The following is a 20,587-nucleotide window of genomic DNA, read 5'->3' as shown; positions in this document are numbered from 1 at the left end:
GGTTCACGCTGCCCCGGATGTCCGACCTCAGGGGTGTCCAGAGCCGGGGAGAGCCCGACGGACCGGCTCGGCGTCCGCCGGTCCGGCCGCGTCCCTGGCCGGACGCGACGGGGGACTGGCCGTCCGCGCTCCGGTGCCCCCGCCACCGCCCGGTGGTACGGGGCACCGCGTGCTCCGGCTCAGGCCGCCGTCGCGAGCACGCGTTCGGCGATGCGGTCCGCCGCCGCGCCCTCTTCCTCCGCGACCGCCCCGGCCAGTTCCCGGGCCCGGCCGGAGCACGCCGCGGCCCCGTCGATCGCGGCGGCCAGCCTCTCCGGGGTGAGCCTCCCGGTCAGCGGGGCGGGACCCGCCCCGACCCGGTGGACCCGGTCGCCCCAGAACCACTGGTCCCCGGCGAACGGCCGCACGGCCTGAGGGACCCCGGCGCGCATCGCCGCGGCGACGGTTCCCGCCCCGCCGTGGTGCACCGCCGCCGCCACGCGCGGCAGCAGCAGGTCGTGCGGGACCTCGTCCACCACCAGGACATCGCCGGAGGGCGCGGCACCGGGGGAGAGGGCGCCCCAGCCGGAGGCCAGCACCGCGCGGCGCCCGCTGAGCCGCACCCCCTCGACGACCGTGCGGGTCAGCCCGGCCGGGTCCCGGTGCACCGTGCTCCCGAAGCCGACGTACACCGGCGGCTCCCCCTCCTCCAGGAAGCGCGCCAGCGCCCCGGGCAGGGTGCGGCCCCGCTCGGGCGGCAGGTGCAGGGCGCCCAGGGGAGCGGCGGAGGGCGGCCAGTCGGCCGGCGCCGGCAGCAGGTGGCGGCTCCAGGCGTGCACGGCCCCGCCCGCGGCGACGCGCTCCGGCAGGTCCGGGCCCGGGCCCAGGTCCAGCCTCTCCGCGCGCCAGCGGCGCAGCATCCGCCGGTAGGGCGCCTCCACCGCCGAGGCCAGCCGCCAGCTCGGCCGGTTGAGCGCGGCGGGCGGGCGGAAGGGCAGCAGCGGGGAGGCGAACCCTCGGGTCGGCGTGTACAGCGGGATCGCCAGGAGCGGGACCGCGGGCACCCCCAGCCGGTCCGCGAGGTCGGCCGCCCCCAGCGCCTTGGGCGCGAAGACGACGGCGTCGCACGCCGTCCCGGCCAGCCCGGCCACGCTGTCCAGCCAGGCCCGCAGAGCGGGGGCGACCCGGCGCGCCGAGGTGAGCGCGGCCATCGTCCCGCGGCCGGCGAGCTCGTCCTGGAGCGCGAGCGTCCCCTCGTCCAGGGCGGCGAAGTCCACCCCGTGCCGGGAGACGAGCGTGGAGAACCGGCCGGGCGCCGCGAGCACGGCGTCGTGGCCCCGCCGCCGCAGGGCGAGGGCCAGGGCCGCGAACGGCTGGACGTCGCCCCTGCTCCCGGTGGTGACGAGCAGCGCCCTCATTCTCCGCGCCCCTTCCTGACCCGGTCCCATTCGTCCAGCAGGTCCGGGAACCGGTCGGCCATGAACCCGTACATGTCCCGCATCAGCTCCAGCCGCTCGCGGCGCCGGGGATCGTCCCCCACCGCGGCCAGCCCGCGTTCGGCCAGGGCCCGGAAGCGGTCGAACTCGGCCATCTTCGCCCGGAACGCGCGCTGGAAGACATCCTCGGCGAGCCGGTACCGGTCCCGCCGCTCCCCGGGTCGCCGGAACCGCTCCACCAGGCCCGCCTGCTCCAGCCTGCGCAGGGAGACGCTCATGCTGCTCTTGGCCACGCCCAGCGCCTCGCACAGGGCGGGGGCGTCGGCGTCGTCCTCGGGGGCGCTCAGCAGCCGGCCCATGACGCGGCCCTCGGTCCGGCTCAGCCCCAGGCGCTCGTAGAACAGCCCGGCCTCTTCGACGAAGGCCGCCACGGCCTCTTGCTCGCTCATGCCCACCACTTCCATCGCTTTGTTCGGATCATTCCGAACAAACGGGAAATGGTCAAGGCCGCACGGTCCGCCTTCCCGGACTCGGGGATGGAGTGACCGCCACCGGTTCCGGGGAAGCGGGCCGCCTCCCCCGAACCGGGGACGGGGGCCGTGGGCTCAGGCGTTCTCCAGGCGCCGGCGGGCGCGCCGGACCAGCGGCCACCCGGCCGCCGCCGTCCAGGCGATCCCGAGGGGCAGGCACCACCACGGGGTCAGCGGGCCGGCGTCGTAGCCGGGCAGGGCGAGCGCCGCCCAGACCGGGGGCAGGACGGCCGCGGCCAGGTTCCACGGGGAGGGGGCGGCCCAGGCCAGGACGGGGCTCAGGACCAGGACGGCGCCGACGGCCTTGGCGGCGACCAGCGCCTCCACCGTGTTCGCCGCGAACGCCGCCATGAGCGCCACCAGCAGCGGGGCCTGGAGGGACGCCAGCAGCACGGCCGCCACGGGCAGGGGCCCGCCCCCGCCCAGGGACGGACCGCTCAGAGGCAGTGCCACGGCCAGCCCGGCCAGCGACGCCGCGCCAGCCAGCGCCATCCGGTAGGCCAGGTAGGCGGGGACCGACACCGGGGAGACGCGCAGGACGAGCAGGACCCCGCCGTCGAGCTCCTCGGCCGCCCGCAGCCCCTGGACGAGCCCGAACATCATCGGCACGTGCAGCAGCACCAGCGCCGCGACGAGCGCCGGGGCGTGGGGCCGCAGGTCGAACCCGAAGGCGTCCATCACGAACCCGGACACGGGCGGGAACAGCAGCCGCAGGCCGACCGCCAACAGGGCCGGGGAGCACAGCAACAGCAGGAGGAGGGGGTCGCGGCCGGTGCCGAACAGGTCGGTGCGGGCGAACCGCACGATCGCCGGCGTCCGCCCCCGGCCGACGGCCCGGACCCCGGGGCGGGGCCGGACACGGGCGGGCCGTGTCCGCTCCGGCGGCGCCTCCGCCCCCGGGCGGACCAGGAGGGGGCCGAGCACCGCCCACCCCAGCGCGTACACCACGGCGGCCGGAGGCGGGGAGCCGGCGCCCCCGGCCAGGCCGGAGCGGATGAGCTCCGCGCCCGCCGTGGTGGGGACCGCGTACAGGAGCGGGTGCCCGGACGGCCCGAACACGTGCACCAGCGGGACCAGGACGAGCGGCGCGACCACCGGCGGCAGCACCAGCAGGAAGCGCGGCAGGTCCGGGCTGCGCGCCCCCGCCGCCAGGCACGCCGCGGTCAGCAGCGCGGACGTGAGCGCCACGCCGCCCAGGACGGGCGGGAGCGCCGCGACCAGGTCCGCGGGCCGGTCCCGCAGCGCCGCCACCGCCATGGGCAGGGCGATGAGCAGGGCCAGGGCGGTCAGCGTCGCGATCCGGGCCGCCGCACCCTCCGCGGGCCGCAGCGGGCTCGCCTCCAGGGCCCGCCGCGAGCCCTCGACCCGCTCGAAGAGGAGCAGGAAGGCGCCGAAGAGCGCGCCGAAGCCCGCGGTGTCGAGGAACAGCAGGTGGGCCGCCACCTCGTCGGCCGCCCCGGCGGGCAGGGCGACCAGGGTGAGCGTCCACACCGCGCCCAGCGCGGCGGCGACGGCCGCGATGCCGTACCCCGCCTGGAGCCGGGCCTCCAGCGCGGCGGCGGCGAGCAGCCGGTTCACAGCCGCTCCCGGGTGACCTCGGTGAAGACGTCGGCCAGCGACGCCTCCCGGGTGTGCAGGGTCTCCACGGCGCCCTCCCGGAGCAGCCCCAGGAGTTCGGCGTCGTCGGCCAGGGCCCGGGCCGCGACCTCCCGGACGCCGCCCCCGCGCAGCTCGGCGACGATCCCCGGGCGCCCGTGGCGGAGCCTGAACCCGCGCGGGGAGTCGACGGCGGCGATCCGCCCCCGGACCACGAAGGCCACCCGGTCGCACAGCAGGTCGGCGGTGGCCATGTCGTGGGTGGTCAGGAAGACCGCGCACCCCCGGTCGGCGGCCGCCCGGACGACGTCGCGCACCAGGGCGGCGCGCACCGGGTCCTGGCCGGAGGTGGGCTCGTCCAGGAAGAGGACGTCGGGCCGGTTGACCAGGGCCCGGGCCAGGTTGAGGCGCATGCGCATCCCCTTGGACAGCTCCGACAGGCGCAGGTCGGCCGCCCCGGCCAGGTCCACCCGCTCCAGCAGCTCCGCGGGGTCCTCGACCGGGCCCCGGTACAGGGAGGCGAACGCGGCGAGGTTCTCCCGGGCGGTGAGCCGCCCGAACCCGGCCGGGAGCTCGAACCCCACCCCCACCCGCTCGAAGTAGTCCCGCCCCCACTCCTCCAGGCGCCGGCCCAGGACGCCCACCTCGCCCCGGTAGCGGCGGAGGAGCCGGGTCAGCACCTTCTGCGCGGTCGACTTGCCCGCGCCGCTGGGCCCCAGGAACCCGAACACCTCGCCGCGGCCGACGGTGAAGTCCATGCCGTCGACCGCCGGGGACGCGGCGCCCGGGTAGCGGACCGAGAGGCCCTCGACGGTGATGACGGGGGCGCTCACGGGCGCGCCCCCCGCTCCGGGGCGGGCAGTCCGCGCAGTGCGTGGAACACCCGGTCGATCACGTCGGGCAGTTCGACCCGCTCGTGGGCCTCGCTCCAGGCGATGACGGCCTCGGCCAGGGCCGACGCGCACGCCGCGGCCACCGCCCGGGTCTCCATGTCGGGCTCCCGCCCCTCGGGGGTCAGCCCGCGCTCGAAGGCGGTGCGGGCCGAGGCGAGGTTCTCGCCGATCCGGGCGCGCAGCCCCGGGATCGACAGCAGGAGTCCGACCCGGCCCAGCAGGGCCTCCCGGTTGTGCTCGTAGACCTGCCCGAGTCCGGCCATGGTGGCCCGGTGGACGCGCTCCACGGGGGGTTCGGCGGCGGGGCGGGCCCGGACCAGCTCCTCCAGCATGGGGTCGTAGTCGTCGTCCAGGACGACGTCCTCCTTGGTCGGGAAGCACCGGAAGAACGTCATGTGCGAGACCCCGGCCTCGCGGGCGATCTGCGCGACCGTGGTCGCCTCGTAGCCCTGCTCGGCGAAGAGCCGCAGGGCCGCCTCCTGGATGGCGGCCCTGTTCCGCCGCCGCGTGTGCGCCCTGCCGTCCATGCCGCCGCCCGTTCCCGCCGCAGAAAGTGTTAGTCACTAACATAATGCGGGTCGGGGCGCCGCGCCACCCCCGGCCGGGCGTCCTTCAGGCGGGCATGTCCCGGCGGTGCAGGGCCCACGCCCCGGCGGCGGCCAGCGCCCCCGCCAGGACGGCCAGCACCAGGGGAGCGGCGCCCGGCGGACCGTAGTAGGGGTTGACGTGGGCGAACGGCGAGGTGAGCAGGAACAGGACCTCCGGCACCGCCCCGGTCTTCACCGCGATCTCGACCAGGATCCCCGTGCCGAGCGCCGCCCACCCCAGCGCCGCGCACAGGCGCGGCAGCGCCCCGTACGCCAGGAAGGCCACCGCCGCCACCACCCACACGGACGGGACCAGCGAGAGGGTGAGCCCGGTGAACCGGACGAGGTCGGCCGCCGACCCCGGACCGCCCAGGAACACCCCGGCCCCGACTGCGGCGCCCAGCACCGCGAGCAGGACCGCGGGGCCCAGGAAGGCCACCGCCAGGTGCGCCAGCGCCCAGCGGACCCGCCCCACCGGCCCCGACAGCAGCAGCTCGGCGGTCCCGGCCGCCTCCTCACGGCGGAGCCGCAGCACCGCCAGGACCGCCTGGGCGGCGATCGGGAAGACGAGGACGAAGACCACGTACACGAAGAAGGCGTCTTGGGGCGCAACCCCCAGCGCGTCGGCCATCGCGCGCACCCAGGGCGCGCCCGCGTACTCGGCCATGGCGCCCGCCCCCACGGCCCCCATCGCCAGGCCGACGCCCGCGACCGCCCCCGCCCACAGGGCCAGGGAGGTCCGCTCCGAGCGCAGCGCCAGGGCCAGGGGGGACCGCAGCGAGCGGGCCGCCCGGGCCGGGCCCCGGCCGCGGGGGAGCAGTCCCTCGCCCGGGTCGCGCCGGTCGGCCAGGGCGAAGGCGGCCGCCGCCAGGGCGGCCGTGCACAGCAGCACGGGCACCAGCGCCCACCAGCGTTCGCCGGCGAAGGGCCGCACGTTCTCCAGCCACCCGGAGGGCACCGCCCAGGTGACCCACAGGGCCGGCCCGCCCGCCATCGCCCCCAGCCCGCGGACCAGGTGCAGGGCGTAGAAGGCCCCGAACGCCAGCCCCACCGCAGTCCCGGTGCGCGCGGTGAACTGGGCGGCGACGGCGGCCAGGCCCGCGCCCACCCACGCCGCCGCGCCGACGACCAGCCCGAAGGCCGCCGATCCCGCGGCGGGCGCGCCGGTCGCGACCAGGCCCGCGGCGACGGCGGCCGCGATCGCCGCCCCCGCGCCCAGGGCCACGGCCAGGGCCGCCGCCAGGTCCGCGTGCCGCCCCAGCGGAAGCCCGGCGAGCAGCTCGCGCCGCCCGGAGCCCTCCTCCCCGCGGGTGGCCCGCACCACCAGCAGCACGGCGCCCAGAGCGGCGCACATCGTCCCGGCGCCGAACGCCTGCTGGACGGCGAGCGCCTCGGCGGAGTCGTCGAACGCCCGGCTCTGGAAGAGCACGAACATGGGGATCTGCCGGAGCTGCTCCCAGCGCGCCGCGCGGTCCTCGGCGGTCGGGTAGGTGGTCCCGGCCGCGGCCACGCCGCCCAGGGCGATGCCGACGGTGCACAGGGACCACACGGCGAGCAGGACGCGCTCCCGGCGCAGGACCGCCCGGGCCAGCGGGGCGGCCCCGGCCGCCGTCCCCCCGGCGGGGCGGGCGCCGACGGCGGTCATCGCGCCCCCTCGGCGGCCGTGTCGTAGTGGCGCAGGAACAGCTCCTCCAGCGTGGGCGGATGCGCACCGAGGTCGCGCACCCCCAGTTCCCCCAGGCGCGCGCACAGCCCGGCCAGCGCCGCCGGGTCGGCGTGCAGCCGCAGCCGGTCGCCCTCGACCTCCAGATCGTGGACGCCGGGCAGGGCGGCCAGTCCGTCCGGGGGAGCGGACAGGACGGCGGTGACGGTGATCCGGGACAGGTGGCGCAGGTCGTCGAGGGTGCCGCTCTCCACGGTGCGGCCCGCGCGCACGATGGAGACCCGGTCGCAGAGGGCCTCGACCTCGGACAGGATGTGGCTGGACAGCAGGACGGTGCGGCCCCGGTCGCGCTCCTCGGCGACGGTCCGGCGGAACACCTCCTCCATGAGCGGGTCCAGCCCGGAGGTGGGCTCGTCCAGGACGAGCAGCTCGGTGTCGGCGGCCAGCGCGGCCACCAGGGCGACCTTCTGCCGGTTGCCCTTGGAGTAGGCGCGGCCCCGGACGCGGGTGTCCAGCGCGAAGCGGTCCACGAGTTCGGCGAGCCGCCGTCCGTCGGTGCCGCCGCGCATGCGCCCGAGCAGGTCGAGGGTCTCCCCGCCGGACAGGCCGGGCCACAGGGCGACGTCGCCGGGGACGTAGGCCAGCCGCCGGTGCAGGGCGGCGGCGTCGTGCCAGGGGTCGCCGCCGAGCACGGACGCGGTCCCGGCGTCGGCGCGGGTGAGCCCGAGCAGGATGCGCAGGGCGGTGCTCTTGCCCGCGCCGTTGGGGCCGAGCAGGCCGTGGACCTCCCCGGTGCGAACGGTCAGGTCCAGGCCGTCCAGCGCGGTGGTGCGGCCGAAGCGCTTGGCGAGCCCGCTGACGCGGATCGCCTCGGTGGTCGTCATGGCTCTTCCTCCCGGGGGGTGGGGGGTGCGTCGCCGGTGAGGGCGTCGGAGATCGGCCGGCCCTGCTCGCCGGACAGGAACGCGACCGTGGTCGTGTACACCCCGACCATGGCCGCGGCCAGCCGCGGGGTGTGGGCGGGGTCGAGCGGGTCGACGCCCATCCTGCGGCGCAGGTGGGTGTGCAGGGTGAGGGTGGACAGCTGCATGGCGCCCATGACCGCGGCGGCGTCCCGTGTGGCCTCGGCGCCGGGTGGAAAGCGTTCGGGGTCCTGTTCGGTGAGGAAGCGCTCGGCGAGCGCCGCCCCGGTGTCGAAGAGCTCGGCGGCCGCGGGGGAGTCCTCCACCAGGGCGCGGGCCAGGTAGCGGGTGCTCGCCCCGCTCGCGCGGTGCATCGAGTCCATGAACCCCGGGGCCGCGGTGTCCTCCTCCAGGGCGCGCCGGGCCTGCTCCAGCAGGGTGCCGACGGCGTACTCGTCGCAGGCCCGCCGCAGGCCGTCCTTGGAGCCGAAGTGGTGGCGGATGAGCCCGGTGGAGACGCCCGCGGCGGCGGCGATGAGCTGCACGGTGGCGCCCTTGGTCCCGCGTTCGGCGAAGACCTCCAGTGCGGCGTCGCGTATGCGCGCCCGGCCGGTGAGGTCCTCCGCGGGTCGTTCCGTGTCCATGTCCCGATGCTACACGTTCGTGTAGTCGACTACACGAACGTGTAGCGCTAAGAGAGCGCTAAATCCGTTGAAAACAAAAATTCAATCTGTTCATATGTTTCCAAGGGGTCCGCAGGGCCCCGCGACGAAAGGCACCCCCATGGAACAGTTCCACGACTTCCTCGCCTGGGCCTGGCCGCGCCACCTCAACCCGCTGAGCTGGTACATCCGGCCGCTCTTCTTCCTGCCCATCGCCTACTTCTGCTGGACCAGGCGCCCGGCGGCCCTGGCCCTGACCATCGCCGCCCTGCTGACGAGCTTCTTCTGGTTCCCCGAACCCGAGGAGATCGACCCGGCCATGGCCGGGGTCCTGGAGATGGAGGAGCGGCTGTTCGCCGACCCCACCTGGGTCACCTGGGTCAGCCTCGCGATGATCCCGGTGCTGCTCGGCTCCCTGTGCGCCGCCTTCTGGTACCGCTCCCTGGGCTGGGGACTGGTCGTCATCAACGGCGGGCTCGCGCTCAAGATCGGCTGGACCGTCGCCAACTCGGGCACCGACGGCCTGGCCACCCTGCTCCCCCTGGGATCGGGCATGGTGATCATGACCGCCGCCGTCGTCTGGACCGCCCGCCGCCGCGGCCTGCCCCTGTCCCTCACGGGCGGGCGCCCGGGCGGGCACGGGAGCGGCCCGCGAGCCGAGACGGCCGCCCGATGACCGGGCGCACCACCCTGGAGGAGAGGACACACATGCCACCGGCGTTCACCGGGCAGGAGAAGGCCCGCATCACCGGACTGCTGATGGAGGCGGGGGCCGACCTGTTCACCGCGCGCGGCCTGCGCAAGACCTCCCTGGAGGACCTGGTCGCACCCGCCGGCATCGCCAAGAGCAGCTTCTACGCGTTCTTCCGCTCCAAGGAGGACCTCTACCTGGAGCTGATGCTGGCCCGGATGGCCGACGTCAAACGGCGGGTCGTCGACGAGGCCCTGGAGTCCACCGACGACACCGAGGAGGCGCTGCGCCGCTTCCTGCGCGCCACCCTGGAGGTCCTGGACACCGACCCCCTGTACCGGCGGCTCGTGACCCACCCCGAGGAGATGGACGCGGTCCTGCGCAGGGCCGACCCCGAGCGGCTGACCGCCTCCCCCGACAACCCGGCCAACGGGCTGGCCGCCTTCGTCACCGCCGCGCTGGAGCGCGGGGACCTGGTGCCCGCCACCCCGGCCGCCGTGGTCGGGGTCCTGCAGACCGTCATGCTCGTGCCCGTGAACGCCGGCCGGCTGGCCGACCCCGCGGCCTACGACCAGACCGTCGACCTGCTCGTCGACGTCATCGCGCGCGGCCTCACCGCGCGGAAGGAGTGAACGTGCACGCCCTACTGCTCACCCACGGCACCCGCGGCGACGTCCAGCCGTTCCTGGCCCTGGCACTGGCCCTGGAGGCCGCCGGTCACACGGCGACGGTCGCCGGACCGGAGTCCTACGCGCCGCTGGCCGCCGCGCACGGCGTGGCCTACCGCCCGGTCGACGACGGACCCAACGCCCTCATGGAGGACCCCGGCCTGTCCGGAGTGCGCGAGACCGGCCTGCGGGGCCTGCGCGGCGCCGTCCACACCGTCTCCCTGCTGCGCGCGATCACCCCGCTCATGCGCCGGGTGTACACCGACATGGCCGCGACCGCCGACTCCGGCGCCGACATCGTCGTGCACATCCCCGGCATGCCGGGCGGGCACATCGCCGAACGCCTGGGCGTGCCCGCCGTGCCGGTGGGGCTACAGCCCTCCTGGGTGCCCACCGGCGCCTTCCCCGCCCCCGGTGTGCCCTGGCCCGGCTGGGTCCCCGCCCGGTTCCACCGGCTGAGCTACCGGCTGGCCGGGGCGGCCCTGCGCGGCCAGCGCAAGATCGCCGAGGACCTGCGCCGCGACCTGGGGCTCGCGCCGCGCCCCGGCGCCCACGACCCGCTGCGGAGACCGGACGGGACGCCCGCCACCATGGTCCACGCCTTCAGCGGGCACCTGGTGCCCGCCGACGCGGGCTACCCCTCATGGGTGCGCACCACCGGGTTCTGGTTCGTGCCCCAGGACGCGGAGGGCGGCCTGCCCGACCGCGTGGAGGAGTTCCTGGCCGCGGGGGAGCCGCCGGTGTTCGTCGGCTTCAGCAGCCTGCCCACCGCCGACCCCGCGGCCACCGGCCGCCTGGTCGCCGCGGCGGTCCGGCGGGCGGGGGCCCGCGCGATCGTCGCCTCCGGCGGCGGGGGAGCCGTGGCGGTGGACGGCGGGGACGTGCTGGCCGTCGACCGGGTCCCCCACCTCGCCCTCTTCCCGCGCTGCGCCGCAGTGGTCCACCACGCCGGCGCCGGGACCACCGGCGCCGCCCTGGCCTCCGGGCGCCCCCAGGTCGTGTGCCCCTTCTGGGGCGACCAGCCGTTCTGGGCGGGACGCGTCCACGCCGCCGGGGCCGCGCCCGCCCCGCTGAACGGCCGCCGCCTCACCGAGGACGCCCTGGTCGCCGCACTGGACACGGCCCTCACGGACGCGGGGACCGCCGCCGGCGCCGCCGCCCTGGGCGAACGGGTCCGCGCCGAGGGCGGGGCCGCCGGGGCGGTCCGCCTACTGGAGGAGGCCCTGAAGCCCTAAGTTCTGCTGTCGGCGCGGCCTTCCGCGCCGGGGGGCGGGGCGGCGCCCGCCGCGTCCGGGGCGGCCGCGCGCAGCACCAGCCGCATGGTCAGGCCGCCCCCGGGGGTGGAGTCGGGGACGAGCGAGCCGCCCATCGCCTCGGCGAACCCCTGGGAGAGCGCCAGGCCCAGCCCCAGGCCGGTCCCCGTGTCGGTGTCCCCCAGGCGCTGGAAGGGCACGAACATCCGCTCGCGGTCCTCCTCCGGGATCCCCGGACCGTGGTCGATCACCAGCACCTCCACGGTGTCCCCCACCCACGACGCCGACACGGCGGGCGGCGCCCCGGCGGGGCTGAACCGCAGCGCGTTGCCGACCACGTTGGCCAGGACCCGGTCCAGCAGGCCCGGATCGGCCCGCACGTCGGGCAGCTCCTCCGGCACGTCCACCCGGACCGCGGCCGCCTCCCCGCCGAACTGCTCCAGCGCCGCGAACACCGATTCGCGCAGGGGCAGCGACTCCAGCCCCACGCCCAGCACCCCCGCCTGGAGGCGGCTCATGTCCAGCAGGTCGGTCACCAGCCGGGTGAGCTGGTCCAGGGACTCGTCGGCCATCGCGAGCAGGCCCTCCCGGTCCTCCTCGCTGAAGCTCACCTCCCGGCTGCGCAGGCTGGTGACGGACGCCTTGGCGGAGGCGAGCGGCGCGCGCAGGTCGTGGCTGACCGCCGACAGCAGGGCCGTGCGCATCCGGTCCGCCTCGGCCAGGGGCTTGACCGTCGCGGCCTCCCGGGCCAGCCGCTCCTGGCGCAGGGCGACCGCCGCCTGCGCGGCGAACGCCTCGATGACCCGGCGGTCCCCCGCCTCGGGCTCGCGGCCGCGCACGACCAGGGTGAGCCGTTCGTCCACCGGGACGTCGATGTCCCCCTGGGCCGGCGCCCGGCACGACTCCTCGCCCTCGCGCACCGCGGAGGCGACCACCGACCAGTCCCGGGGGTCGCGCCGGTGCTCCGGCCCGCCGACCGCTCCGGCGCGCCGCTCCAGCAGCGAGACCGACGTGAACGAGAAGGTCTCCAGCAGCCGCTCCATGAGCGCCTCCAGCGGGCGCGAGCCGCGCAGCACGTTCCCGGCCACGGTGGCCAGGAGCTGCGCCTCGGCCCCGGCCCGGGCGGCCTCCCGGGTGCGCCGGGCCGCCTGGTCCACCACCAGGCTCACCGACACGGCCACGACCACGAACCCCGCCAGGGCCAGCAGGCTCTGCGGATGGGCCACCGTCAGGGTGAAGTAGGGCTCGGTGTACAGGAGGTTGAGCAGGGCCGAGCCGCACACCGACGCCAGCAGCGCGGGCCACAGGCCGCCCACCAGGGCCACCACGGTGACCGTCGCGAAGACCAGGACGACCCCGCTGGCGAGGTTCGCCTCGTCCGTGGAGAACCCCAGGCCGAAGCCCACCGACAGCAGGGCCATGAACGCCAGGGCGCAGGCGGCCAGGCGCCTGCGGCGCGACACCGGGCTCACCGCCCGGGCGCGGGTCCGCAGCCCCACCTGCTCGTGCGTGACCAGGTGGACGTCGATCGCCCCGGACAGGGCCGTGGTGGTGGCCCCGATCCCGGGGGAGAACATGCGGGCGATCCGCCCCCGCCGGCTGGCCCCCAGGACGAGCTGGGTGGCGTTGACCCCGCGGGCGAACGCGATCAGGGCGCGGGGCACGTCCTCGCCCAGGACCTGGTGGTAGGTGCCGCCCAGGCTCTCCACCAGCAGGCGCTGGCGGGCCAGCAGGGCGGGGTCGGCCCCGGTGAGGCCGTCGCTGCGGGCCACGTGCACCGCCAGCAGGTCGGCGCCCTTGCCGCGCTGGGCGATCCGGGCGGCCCTGCGGACGAGCGTCTCGCCCTCGGGGCCGCCGGTGAGGGCGACCACGACCCGCTCCCGGGCCTCCCAGGTGTCGGTGACCCCGTGCTCGGACCGGTACTGCTCCAGTTCGGCGTCCACCCGCCCGGCCAGCCACAGCAGGGCCAGCTCGCGCAGCGCCGACAGGTTGCCCGCCCGGAAGTAGTTGCTCAGGGAGGCGTCGATCTTCTCCGGGGCGTAGACGTTGCCGTGCGCCAGGCGGCGGCGCAGCGCCTCGGGGGTCATGTCGACCAGCTCGATCTGGTCGGCGCCGCGCACCCAGGCGTCCGGGACGGTCTCGCGCTGGCGGACGCCGGTGATCTGCTCGACCACGTCGTTGAGCGACTCCAGGTGCTGGATGTTGAGGGTGGACAGCACCGTGATGCCCGCCTCCAGCAGGACCTCGATGTCCTCCCAGCGCTTGGCGCTGCCGCTGCCCGGGACGTTGGTGTGGGCGAGCTCGTCGACCAGGACGACCTGGGGGCGGCGCTGGAGCACGGCCTCCAGGTCCATCTCCTCGAAGGAGGACCCGCGGTAGGCGACCCGCCGCCGGGGGACGGTCTCCAGGTCGTCGACCATGGCCTCGGTCAGGACCCGGCCGTGGCACTCCACGAACCCGATGACCACGTCCGCGCCGCGGTCGCGGCGCCGGTGCGCCTCGTCCAGCATCCGGTAGGTCTTGCCCACCCCGGGGGCAGCGCCCAGGTACACCCGCAGCTCACCACGTGTCACCACATCGCCTCCTCCGGGTTCATTCTCACCGGTCAAAGGGCGTTCTGATGTCGTATGGCGCTAATTGTCCGCTAAATCCGCCGGTCCAGGCGCTAAGGGAGCGCTATCCCGATGGCCCCGCCCCCGGCTCCGGCCCCACAGTCGTTCGGGCGGGTGCCGCATCGGCGGAGCCCGCCGGCGGGACCGCCCGGCCCCGCCGCGACCACGACAAGGAAAAGGACATGGCGGACACACTGCTCGTCCTGGCGACCATCGGCTTCTTCGGCCTGTGCGTCGCCTACGTCCGCGGCTGCGAACGCGTCATCGGGGACGACCCGGCGCTCGGGGACCCCGGGGACGGCACCGGCGCCCCGGCTTCCGAAGCGGAAACGGCGGTACCCCGATGACCTGGGAAGAGATCACCGCGCTGGCGATCGCGATCCCCCTGGCCGCCTACCTGACGGCCGCCCTGCTGTTCCCGGAGAAACTCTGATGACCGTCACCGGATGGGCCCAGTTCCTCGCGCTCATCGCGCTCCTGGGCCTCACCGCCCCCGTGCTCGGCCGCTACATCGCCGCCGTCTACGGCTACACCGACGGGGACAAGGCCCCCGGCGACCGCCTGTTCCTGCCGGCCGAGCGCCTGGTCTACCGGCTCTGCCGGGTGGACCCCGAACGCGAGCAGCACTGGACGCGCTACGCGTTCTCCCTGCTCGCCTTCAGCCTCATGTCCTTCCTGTTCCTGTACGCGCTGCTGCGTGCCCAGAGCGTGCTGCCCCTCAACCCCGACGGCCTGCCCGGCCTCGACCCCCACGTCGCCTTCAACGCCGCGGTCAGCTTCATGACCAACACGAACTGGCAGGCGTACGCGGGCGAGACCACGATGAGCCACCTCTCCCAGATGAGCGGGCTCACCGTCCAGAACTTCGTCTCGGCGAGCGCGGGCATGGCCGTGATGGCGGCGTTCATCCGCGGCATCGCCCGCCGGGGCGCCACCACGCTGGGCAACTTCTGGGTGGACCTCACCCGCGGCGTGGTGCGCGTCCTGCTCCCCCTGTCGTTCCTGGTCGCCCTGGTCCTGGTGACCCAGGGCGTCGTCCAGAACCTCAACGGGCAGACCGTCGTCACCACCGTCGAGGGGGCCGCCCAGGCGGTCCCCGGCGGCCCGGCCGCCAGCCAGGTGGCCATCAAGCAGCTCGGCACCAACGGCGGCGGGTTCTTCGACACCAACTCCGCCCACCCCTTCGAGAACCCCACCGCGCTGAGCAACCTCGTCCAGACCTGGGCGATCCTCATCATCCCCTTCTCCATGGCCTTCGCCTTCGGGCACCTGTGCGGCGACCGCCGCCAGGGCCGCGCGGTCTTCGGGATCATGTTCGCGGTGTGGGCGTTCATGTCCGTCGCCGTCATGCTCCTGGAGAGCGCGGGCAACCCGTTGCTGGGCGGCATGGGCGTGGACCAGTCCGCCGGGTACCTGGAGGGCAAGGAGACCCGCTTCGGCGCCGCCGCCTCCGGACTGTGGGCCGCGGCCACCACGGGCACCTCCAACGGCTCGGTCAACGCCATGCACGACAGCTTCACCCCGCTCGGCGGCGGCCTGTCGATGCTGCACATGATGTTCGGCGAGCTCAGCCCCGGCGGCGCGGGCGTCGGCCTCAACGGCCTGCTGGTCATGGTGATCCTGACGGTGTTCATCGCCGGGCTCATGATCGGCCGCACCCCCGAGTACCTGGGCAAGAAGGTCACCGCGCCCGAGATCAAGCTCGTGATGCTCTACCTCCTGGCGATGCCGGTGGTCCTGCTCGGCTTCGCCGCCGCCTCGGCCGTCAACGACGCCGCGCTGGCCTCGCTGAACAACACCGGGCCGCACGGGCTGTCGGAGATCCTCTACGGCTACGCCTCCACCGCCAACAACAACGGGTCGGCCTTCGCCGGGCTCAACGCCGCCACCTGGTGGTACACGACCACGATGGGGGTCGCGATGCTGGTCGGCCGCTTCCTGCTCATCCTCCCGGTCCTGGCCATCGCCGGGTCCCTGGCCCGCAAGCGGCCGGTGCCCGCCACCGTCTCCACCCTGCCCACCCACACCCCGATGTTCGGCGGGCTGGTCGTCGCGGTCGTCGTCATCGTCGCCGGACTGACCTTCCTGCCCGCCCTGACCCTCGGCCCCGTCGCCGAGTACTTCTCACTGTGAGCCGCACCATGCACGACGACACGTCCGAACCCGCGCCCCGGGACGTCATCACCGCACCCGAGCGCGAACCCGTCTTCATCCACCCGCCGGACGAGGAGGCGTTCCCCGAGCCGAAGGGGAGCCTGGTCAGCGGGCCCATCCTGCGCCAGGCGCTGATCGGCTCGGTCCGCAAGCTCGACCCGCGCGTCCAGTTCCGCAACCCCGTCATGTTCGTGGTGCTGGTCGGCAGCGCGCTGGCCACCGTCCTGTTCACGGCCTCCCTCGTCCAGGGCGACACCGCGCGGGCCGGCTTCGGGGCCCTGCTCACCGTCTTCCTCTGGGCGACCCTGCTGTTCGCCGACTTCGCCGAGGCGCTGGCCGAGGGCCGGGGCAAGGCCCAGGCCGCGGCCCTGCGGGCCACCCGCAGGGACACCGAGGCCCGGGTGCGCACCCCCGGCGGGGAGCTCGTGACCGTCGCGGGCACCGACCTCAAGGTCGGCGACGAGTGCGTGGTCGCCGCCGGGCAGGTCATCCCCGGCGACGGCGACGTCGTCGAGGGCATCGCCACCGTCGACGAGTCCGCCATCACCGGCGAGTCCGCGCCCGTCATCCGCGAGTCCGGCGGCGACCGCTCGGCGGTCACCGGCGGGACCACGGTGCTGTCCGACGAGATCGTCGTGCGCATCACCACCCCGCCGGGCGAGACCTTCCTGGACCGGATGATCGCGCTGGTCGAGGGGGCCGAACGCAAGAAGACCCCCAACGAGATCGCCCTGAACATCCTCCTGGGCGGGCTGACGATCGTGTTCCTGGTGGCCGTGGTCACCCTCCAGCCCCTGGCGGTCTACTCGCAGGCGCGCCAGGACACCATCGTCCTCATCGCCCTGCTGGTGTGCCTCATCCCCACCACCATCGGCGCCCTGCTGTCCGCGATCGGCATCGCGGGCATGGACCGGCTGGTGCGCCGCAACGTCATGGCCACCTCCGGGCGGGCGGTGGAGGCCTCCGGCGACGTCACCACCCTGCTCCTGGACAAGACCGGCACCATCACCCACGGCAACCGGCAGGCGTCCGGGTTCCTGACCCTGCCGGGCGTCTCCGACGGGGAGCTCGCCGAGGCCGCCCACCGCTCCAGCCTGTCCGACGGCACCCCCGAGGGGCGCTCCATCGTGGACTTCGCCATGGCCGGGCGCCCGTACCTGAACGGACGCACCGCCGACCGGGGCGTGATGGTGCCCTTCACCGCCGAGAGCCGGATGAGCGGCCTGGACGACGGCGCCCACCTCATCCGCAAGGGGGCCGTGGACGCCGTCGCCCGCTGGGTGCGCGAGAACGGCGGAGAGGCCCCCGACCGGCTGTTCTCGCTGGCGGAGAAGATCTCCGACCAGGGCGGCACTCCGCTGGCCGTCGCCGAGGTGCCCGAGGGGGGCGGCCCCGCCCGCGCCCTGGGGCTGGTCCACCTCAAGGACACCGTCAAGCCCGGCATGCGCGAACGCTTCGAGCAGCTGCGCACCATGGGCATCCGCACCGTCATGGTCACCGGCGACAACCCCAGGACCGCCGCGGTGATCGCGAAGGAGGCCGGCGTCGACGACTTCCTCGCCCAGGCCGCCCCCGAGGACAAGCTCGCCCTGATCCGCCGCGAGCAGGCGGGCGGCGCCCTGGTCGCCATGACCGGCGACGGCACCAACGACGCGCCCGCCCTGGCCCAGGCCGACGTGGGCGTGGCCATGAACACCGGGACGCAGGCGGCCCGCGAGGCCGGGAACATGGTCGACCTGGACTCCGACCCGACCAAGCTCATCGAGATCGTCCACATCGGCAAGCAGCTGCTCATCACCCGCGGCGCGCTGACCACGTTCTCCATCGCCAACGACGTCGCGAAGTACTTCGCGATCCTGCCCGCGATGTTCGCCGCCTCCCTGCCGGGGCTGGACCGGATGAACATCATGGGCCTGGCCTCGGCCGAGTCGGCGATCCTGTCGGCGGTGGTCTTCAACGCCCTGGTCATCGTGGCCCTGGTCCCGCTGGCCCTGCGCGGCGTCGCCTTCCGGGCCCGGTCGGCCTCGGCCATGCTGCGCCGCAACCTCCTCGTCTACGGCGTGGGCGGCCTGATCGCCCCGTTCGTCGGCATCAAGCTCATCGACATGCTCATCAGCGCGCTGGGAGTGCTCTGACATGCTGCGCCAGCTCATCGCCGGGTTCACCATGATGGCGATCGCCACCGTCGTCCTCGGCCTCGCCTACCCCCTGGCCGTCACCGGGATCGCCCAGGCGGCCTTCCCGCACCGGGCGGACGGGTCCTTCGTCGAACACGACGGCCGGACCGTCGGGTCGGAGTGGATCTCCCAGGAGTTCACCGGGCCGGAGTACTTCCACCCGCGCCCCTCGGCCGTCGGCCACGACCCCCGGGACAGCGGCGGGGCCAATCTCGGCCCCACCGACGCCGGACTGCTGGACGAGGTGGCCGCCCGCACCGAGGCCTACCGCGACCTCAACGGCCTGGAGCCGGACGCCGGGGTCCCGGTGGACGCGGTGACCGCCTCCGCCTCCGGCCTGGACCCGCACATCTCCGTGGAGAACGCCCGGCTGCAGGCCGACCGGGTCGCCCGGGCCCGCGGCCTGGACGCCGCGCGGGTCGAGGCCCTCATCGGGGAGCACACCACGCGGCGGACCCTGGGCGTGCTGGGGGAGCCGGGCGTCAACGTCCTGGAGCTCAACCTCGCCCTGGACCGGGCCCCGGCCTGACACCCGGCGGCCGCCTGGGACGCAAGGGGGCCGCCCTTCCCTACCATCGGTGCGGTGGGACGCCGTTCCCACCGCACCGGACACACGAGAACGGACCGACCATGAGCGACGGGAACGAGGCGCCTCCCACGGTGCTCGTCGTCGACGACGACCCCCGCCTGCGCAAGACCCTGGAGCTGAACCTGCGGGCCCGCGGCTACACGCCCTACCTCTCCGACAGCGGCGAGCACGCGCTCAAGCTCATCGCGCACCACCACCCCGGGCTGGTCCTGCTCGACCTGGGCCTGCCCGGGATGAGCGGGCTGGACGTCCTGCGCGGGCTGCGCGGCTGGACGCAGGTCCCGGTCGTGGTGCTGTCCGGGCGCGACACCGAGCAGATGAAGGTGCAGGCCCTGGACCTGGGCGCCGACGACTACGTGGTCAAGCCGTTCGGCATGGACGAGCTGTTCGCCCGGGTGCGGGCCGCCATGCGCCGCACCGCGGCGTCGGCCGAGCCGGAGGCGTCGGTGGTCACCGACCACTTCACCGTGGACCTGGCCGCCAAGCAGGTCACCCGGGGCGGGGAGCAGGTCCGCCTGACCCCCCGGCAGTGGCACATCGTCGAGGTCCTGGTGCGCAACCGCGGCCGCCTGGTGACCCACCGCGAGCTGCTGCACGAGGTGTGGGGGCCCGAGTACGAACGGGAGACCAACTACCTGCGCGTGTTCATGACCAAGATCCGCCAGCGCCTGGAGCCCGACCCCCCGCGCCCGCGCTACTTCCTCACCGACCCGGGGCTGGGCTACCGGTTCCTGGCCGGCGGGGAGGAGGGGGAGCGGTGAGAAGCCCGCGCGCGTACCCGAGCCGCCCGTTCCCGCAGGTCGGGGGACTCCGGTTCGGTCCGGGGTTCTGGAAGCGGCCCCCGCTGGTGACGGTGGCGGCCTTCGGCGCGCTCATCCTGATCGGCACCCTGCTCCTGTCCCTGCCCGCCGCCGACCACGGTCAGGCGACCCCCTTCATGACGGCGCTCTTCACGGCGACCTCGGCGGCCAGTGTGACCGGCCTGGCGGTCGTCGACACCTCCGGGCACTGGTCCGGCTTCGGCGAGACCGTGATCCTCGTGCTGATCCAGATCGGCGGATTCGGGATCATGGCCCTGGCCACCGTGCTGTCGCTGCTGGTGAGCCGGCGCATGGGCCTGCGCATGGCCGTCACCACCGGGGCCGAGACCAAGTCGGTGTCCCTGGGGGAGGTGCGGCAGCTGGTGCTGGGGGTGCTGTGGGTCACCCTGGTCTTCGAGGCGCTGCTGGCGTCCGCGCTCACGCTGCGCTGGTGGACCGCCTACGACCTGACCTTCACGGCGGCGCTGCACACCGGTGTGTTCCACGCGGTCTCGTCGTTCAACAACGCCGGGTTCTCGCTGTACTCCGACAACCTGATGGGCTACGCCACCGACCCGTGGATCACGCTGCCGGTGGCGTTCGGCGTGATCGCCGGAGGGCTGGGCTTCCCGGTGTGGGTGGAGCTGTGGCGGTTCTCCCGGAAGCACAAGGAGAAGCGCCACTGGACGCTGCACGCCAAGTTCACGCTGGGGATGACGGCGGCCCTGCTGGCCGTCGGCTTCATCGCGTTCCTGGCGCTGGAGTGGACCAACCCGGCGACCATGGGGCCCCTGGACACGGGGGACAAGGTCCTCACCGCCTTCTTCCAGGCGGTGATGCCGCGCACGGCCGGGTTCAACAGCCTGGACTTCGGCGCGATGCAGACGCAGACGCTGCTGGTCACCGACATGCTGATGTTCGTCGGGGGCGGGAGCGCGGGCACCGCGGGCGGCATCAAGGTGACCACGTTCGCCGTGCTGATCCTGGTCGCCTACGCGAACGTGCGCGGCGAGCCGACGGTCCACGCGGGCGGGCGGCGGCTGTCCGCGGGCACCGCCTCCCAGGCGACCACGGTCGCCATGCTGGCGCTGGGGCTGGTGCTGGCGGGAACCCTGGTCCTGATGATCGTGACCCCCTTCACCCTGGACCAGATCCTCTTCGAGACCACGTCGGCCTTCGCGACGGTGGGGCTGTCCACCGGCATCACCGCCGACGTGCCCCCCGTGGGGCAGGCGGTGCTGATCTTCCTCATGTTCGTCGGCCGCATCGGCCCCATCACCCTGGCGTCGGCGCTGGCGCTGCGCCGGCACAGCCGGCTGTACGAGCTGCCGGAAGAGCGCCCGATCGTCGGCTGACCCCGCTCGCGCGGCGGCCCGGGGCGGATCCGCCCCCCCC

General features: G+C 75.0%; 19 protein-coding genes. 10 read left to right on the top strand and 9 right to left on the bottom strand.

The annotated features are described in order from the left end of the window. Nucleotides 1–179: 179 nt before the first annotated feature. The 8 genes from ACFVNO_RS21375 to ACFVNO_RS21340 form a co-directional block, all read right to left on the bottom strand. Nucleotides 180–1,397, bottom strand: a complete 1,218-nt coding sequence (locus ACFVNO_RS21375) for a glycosyltransferase (RefSeq protein ID WP_378895084.1) — start codon at nucleotides 1,395–1,397, stop codon at nucleotides 180–182. After that, entirely contained in the window at nucleotides 1,394–1,864 is a 471-nt protein-coding gene (locus tag ACFVNO_RS21370) for a MarR family transcriptional regulator (protein WP_355259058.1), read from the bottom strand. The genes ACFVNO_RS21375 and ACFVNO_RS21370 overlap by 4 nt, the downstream gene beginning before the upstream one ends. A 156-nt stretch (nucleotides 1,865–2,020) precedes the next feature. Then, nucleotides 2,021–3,523 carry a hypothetical protein gene (locus ACFVNO_RS21365; protein ID WP_378895081.1) on the bottom strand — a complete coding sequence of 501 codons (1,503 nt, stop codon included), beginning with the start codon at nucleotides 3,521–3,523 and terminating at the stop codon, nucleotides 2,021–2,023. Continuing rightward, nucleotides 3,520–4,374, bottom strand: a complete 855-nt coding sequence (locus ACFVNO_RS21360; RefSeq protein ID WP_378895078.1) for an ABC transporter ATP-binding protein — start codon at nucleotides 4,372–4,374, stop codon at nucleotides 3,520–3,522. The genes ACFVNO_RS21365 and ACFVNO_RS21360 overlap by 4 nt, the downstream gene beginning before the upstream one ends. Further along, a complete protein-coding gene (locus ACFVNO_RS21355) occupies nucleotides 4,371–4,961 on the bottom strand; it encodes a TetR/AcrR family transcriptional regulator (RefSeq protein ID WP_378895075.1) in 591 nt (196 codons plus the stop codon). The genes ACFVNO_RS21360 and ACFVNO_RS21355 overlap by 4 nt, the downstream gene beginning before the upstream one ends. A gap of 85 nt (nucleotides 4,962–5,046) precedes the next feature. Then, complete coding sequence (locus ACFVNO_RS21350) at nucleotides 5,047–6,666, bottom strand: antibiotic ABC transporter (protein ID WP_378895072.1); 1,620 nt, start codon at nucleotides 6,664–6,666, stop codon at nucleotides 5,047–5,049. Beyond that, nucleotides 6,663–7,568, bottom strand: a complete 906-nt coding sequence (locus ACFVNO_RS21345; RefSeq protein WP_220561707.1) for an ABC transporter ATP-binding protein — start codon at nucleotides 7,566–7,568, stop codon at nucleotides 6,663–6,665. Before ACFVNO_RS21345 ends, ACFVNO_RS21350 begins: the two co-directional genes overlap by 4 nt. Next, complete coding sequence (locus ACFVNO_RS21340; RefSeq protein WP_220561706.1) at nucleotides 7,565–8,230, bottom strand: TetR/AcrR family transcriptional regulator; 666 nt, start codon at nucleotides 8,228–8,230, stop codon at nucleotides 7,565–7,567. Before ACFVNO_RS21340 ends, ACFVNO_RS21345 begins: the two co-directional genes overlap by 4 nt. A gap of 139 nt (nucleotides 8,231–8,369) precedes the next feature. On the opposite strand from ACFVNO_RS21340, the gene ACFVNO_RS21335 reads away from it, so the two are divergent. From ACFVNO_RS21335 to ACFVNO_RS21325, 3 genes are read left to right on the top strand one after another with little or no spacing between them, the layout of a single operon-like run. Then, on the top strand, nucleotides 8,370–8,924 hold the full coding sequence (locus ACFVNO_RS21335) for a hypothetical protein (RefSeq protein ID WP_378895067.1): 555 nt from the start codon (nucleotides 8,370–8,372) through the stop codon (nucleotides 8,922–8,924). A gap of 32 nt (nucleotides 8,925–8,956) precedes the next feature. After that, nucleotides 8,957–9,571 carry a TetR/AcrR family transcriptional regulator gene (locus ACFVNO_RS21330; RefSeq protein ID WP_220561704.1) on the top strand — a complete coding sequence of 205 codons (615 nt, stop codon included), beginning with the start codon at nucleotides 8,957–8,959 and terminating at the stop codon, nucleotides 9,569–9,571. Nucleotides 9,572–9,573: 2 nt separating this feature from the next. Beyond that, entirely contained in the window at nucleotides 9,574–10,842 is a 1,269-nt protein-coding gene (locus tag ACFVNO_RS21325) for a glycosyltransferase (RefSeq protein ID WP_378895064.1), read from the top strand. Here the strand turns inward: ACFVNO_RS21325 and ACFVNO_RS21320 are convergent. Further along, nucleotides 10,839–13,433 (bottom strand): ATP-binding protein, encoded by a 2,595-nt coding sequence (locus ACFVNO_RS21320; RefSeq protein WP_378895061.1) that lies wholly within the window; start codon nucleotides 13,431–13,433, stop codon nucleotides 10,839–10,841. The genes ACFVNO_RS21325 and ACFVNO_RS21320 overlap by 4 nt on opposite strands. Before the next feature lie 221 nt (nucleotides 13,434–13,654). Between ACFVNO_RS21320 and ACFVNO_RS21315 the strand changes: the two genes are divergently transcribed. From ACFVNO_RS21315 to ACFVNO_RS21285, 7 genes are all read left to right on the top strand, one after another. Further along, nucleotides 13,655–13,819: a hypothetical protein gene (locus ACFVNO_RS21315; protein WP_355259086.1), complete on the top strand. Its 165-nt coding sequence runs from the start codon at nucleotides 13,655–13,657 to the stop codon at nucleotides 13,817–13,819. Next, entirely contained in the window at nucleotides 13,816–13,905 is a 90-nt protein-coding gene (locus ACFVNO_RS21310) for a potassium-transporting ATPase subunit F (protein WP_355259089.1), read from the top strand. The genes ACFVNO_RS21315 and ACFVNO_RS21310 overlap by 4 nt, the downstream gene beginning before the upstream one ends. After that, nucleotides 13,905–15,605: a potassium-transporting ATPase subunit KdpA gene (kdpA, locus tag ACFVNO_RS21305; RefSeq protein ID WP_355259092.1), complete on the top strand. Its 1,701-nt coding sequence runs from the start codon at nucleotides 13,905–13,907 to the stop codon at nucleotides 15,603–15,605. Before ACFVNO_RS21310 ends, kdpA begins: the two co-directional genes overlap by 1 nt. Before the next feature lie 8 nt (nucleotides 15,606–15,613). Beyond that, nucleotides 15,614–17,761, top strand: coding sequence for a potassium-transporting ATPase subunit KdpB (gene kdpB / locus ACFVNO_RS21300; RefSeq protein ID WP_355259095.1), 2,148 nt, complete (start codon nucleotides 15,614–15,616; stop codon nucleotides 17,759–17,761). A gap of 1 nt (nucleotide 17,762) precedes the next feature. After that, entirely contained in the window at nucleotides 17,763–18,332 is a 570-nt protein-coding gene (gene kdpC / locus ACFVNO_RS21295) for a K(+)-transporting ATPase subunit C (RefSeq protein ID WP_355259098.1), read from the top strand. A 101-nt stretch (nucleotides 18,333–18,433) separates the two neighbouring features. After that, nucleotides 18,434–19,153, top strand: coding sequence for a response regulator (locus ACFVNO_RS21290; protein ID WP_220561697.1), 720 nt, complete (start codon nucleotides 18,434–18,436; stop codon nucleotides 19,151–19,153). Nucleotides 19,154–19,245: 92 nt separating this feature from the next. Continuing rightward, nucleotides 19,246–20,547: a TrkH family potassium uptake protein gene (locus ACFVNO_RS21285; RefSeq protein WP_378895429.1), complete on the top strand. Its 1,302-nt coding sequence runs from the start codon at nucleotides 19,246–19,248 to the stop codon at nucleotides 20,545–20,547. Nucleotides 20,548–20,587 lie beyond the last annotated feature (40 nt).

Origin of the sequence: Nocardiopsis sp. NPDC057823 (genome assembly GCF_042797335.1) — a bacterium.
Classification (GTDB): Bacteria; Actinomycetota; Actinomycetes; order Streptosporangiales; family Streptosporangiaceae; genus Nocardiopsis; species Nocardiopsis changdeensis.
The sequence above is the reverse complement of the archived record's forward strand: the minus strand, read 5'-3'. Positions and strand labels throughout refer to the sequence as shown.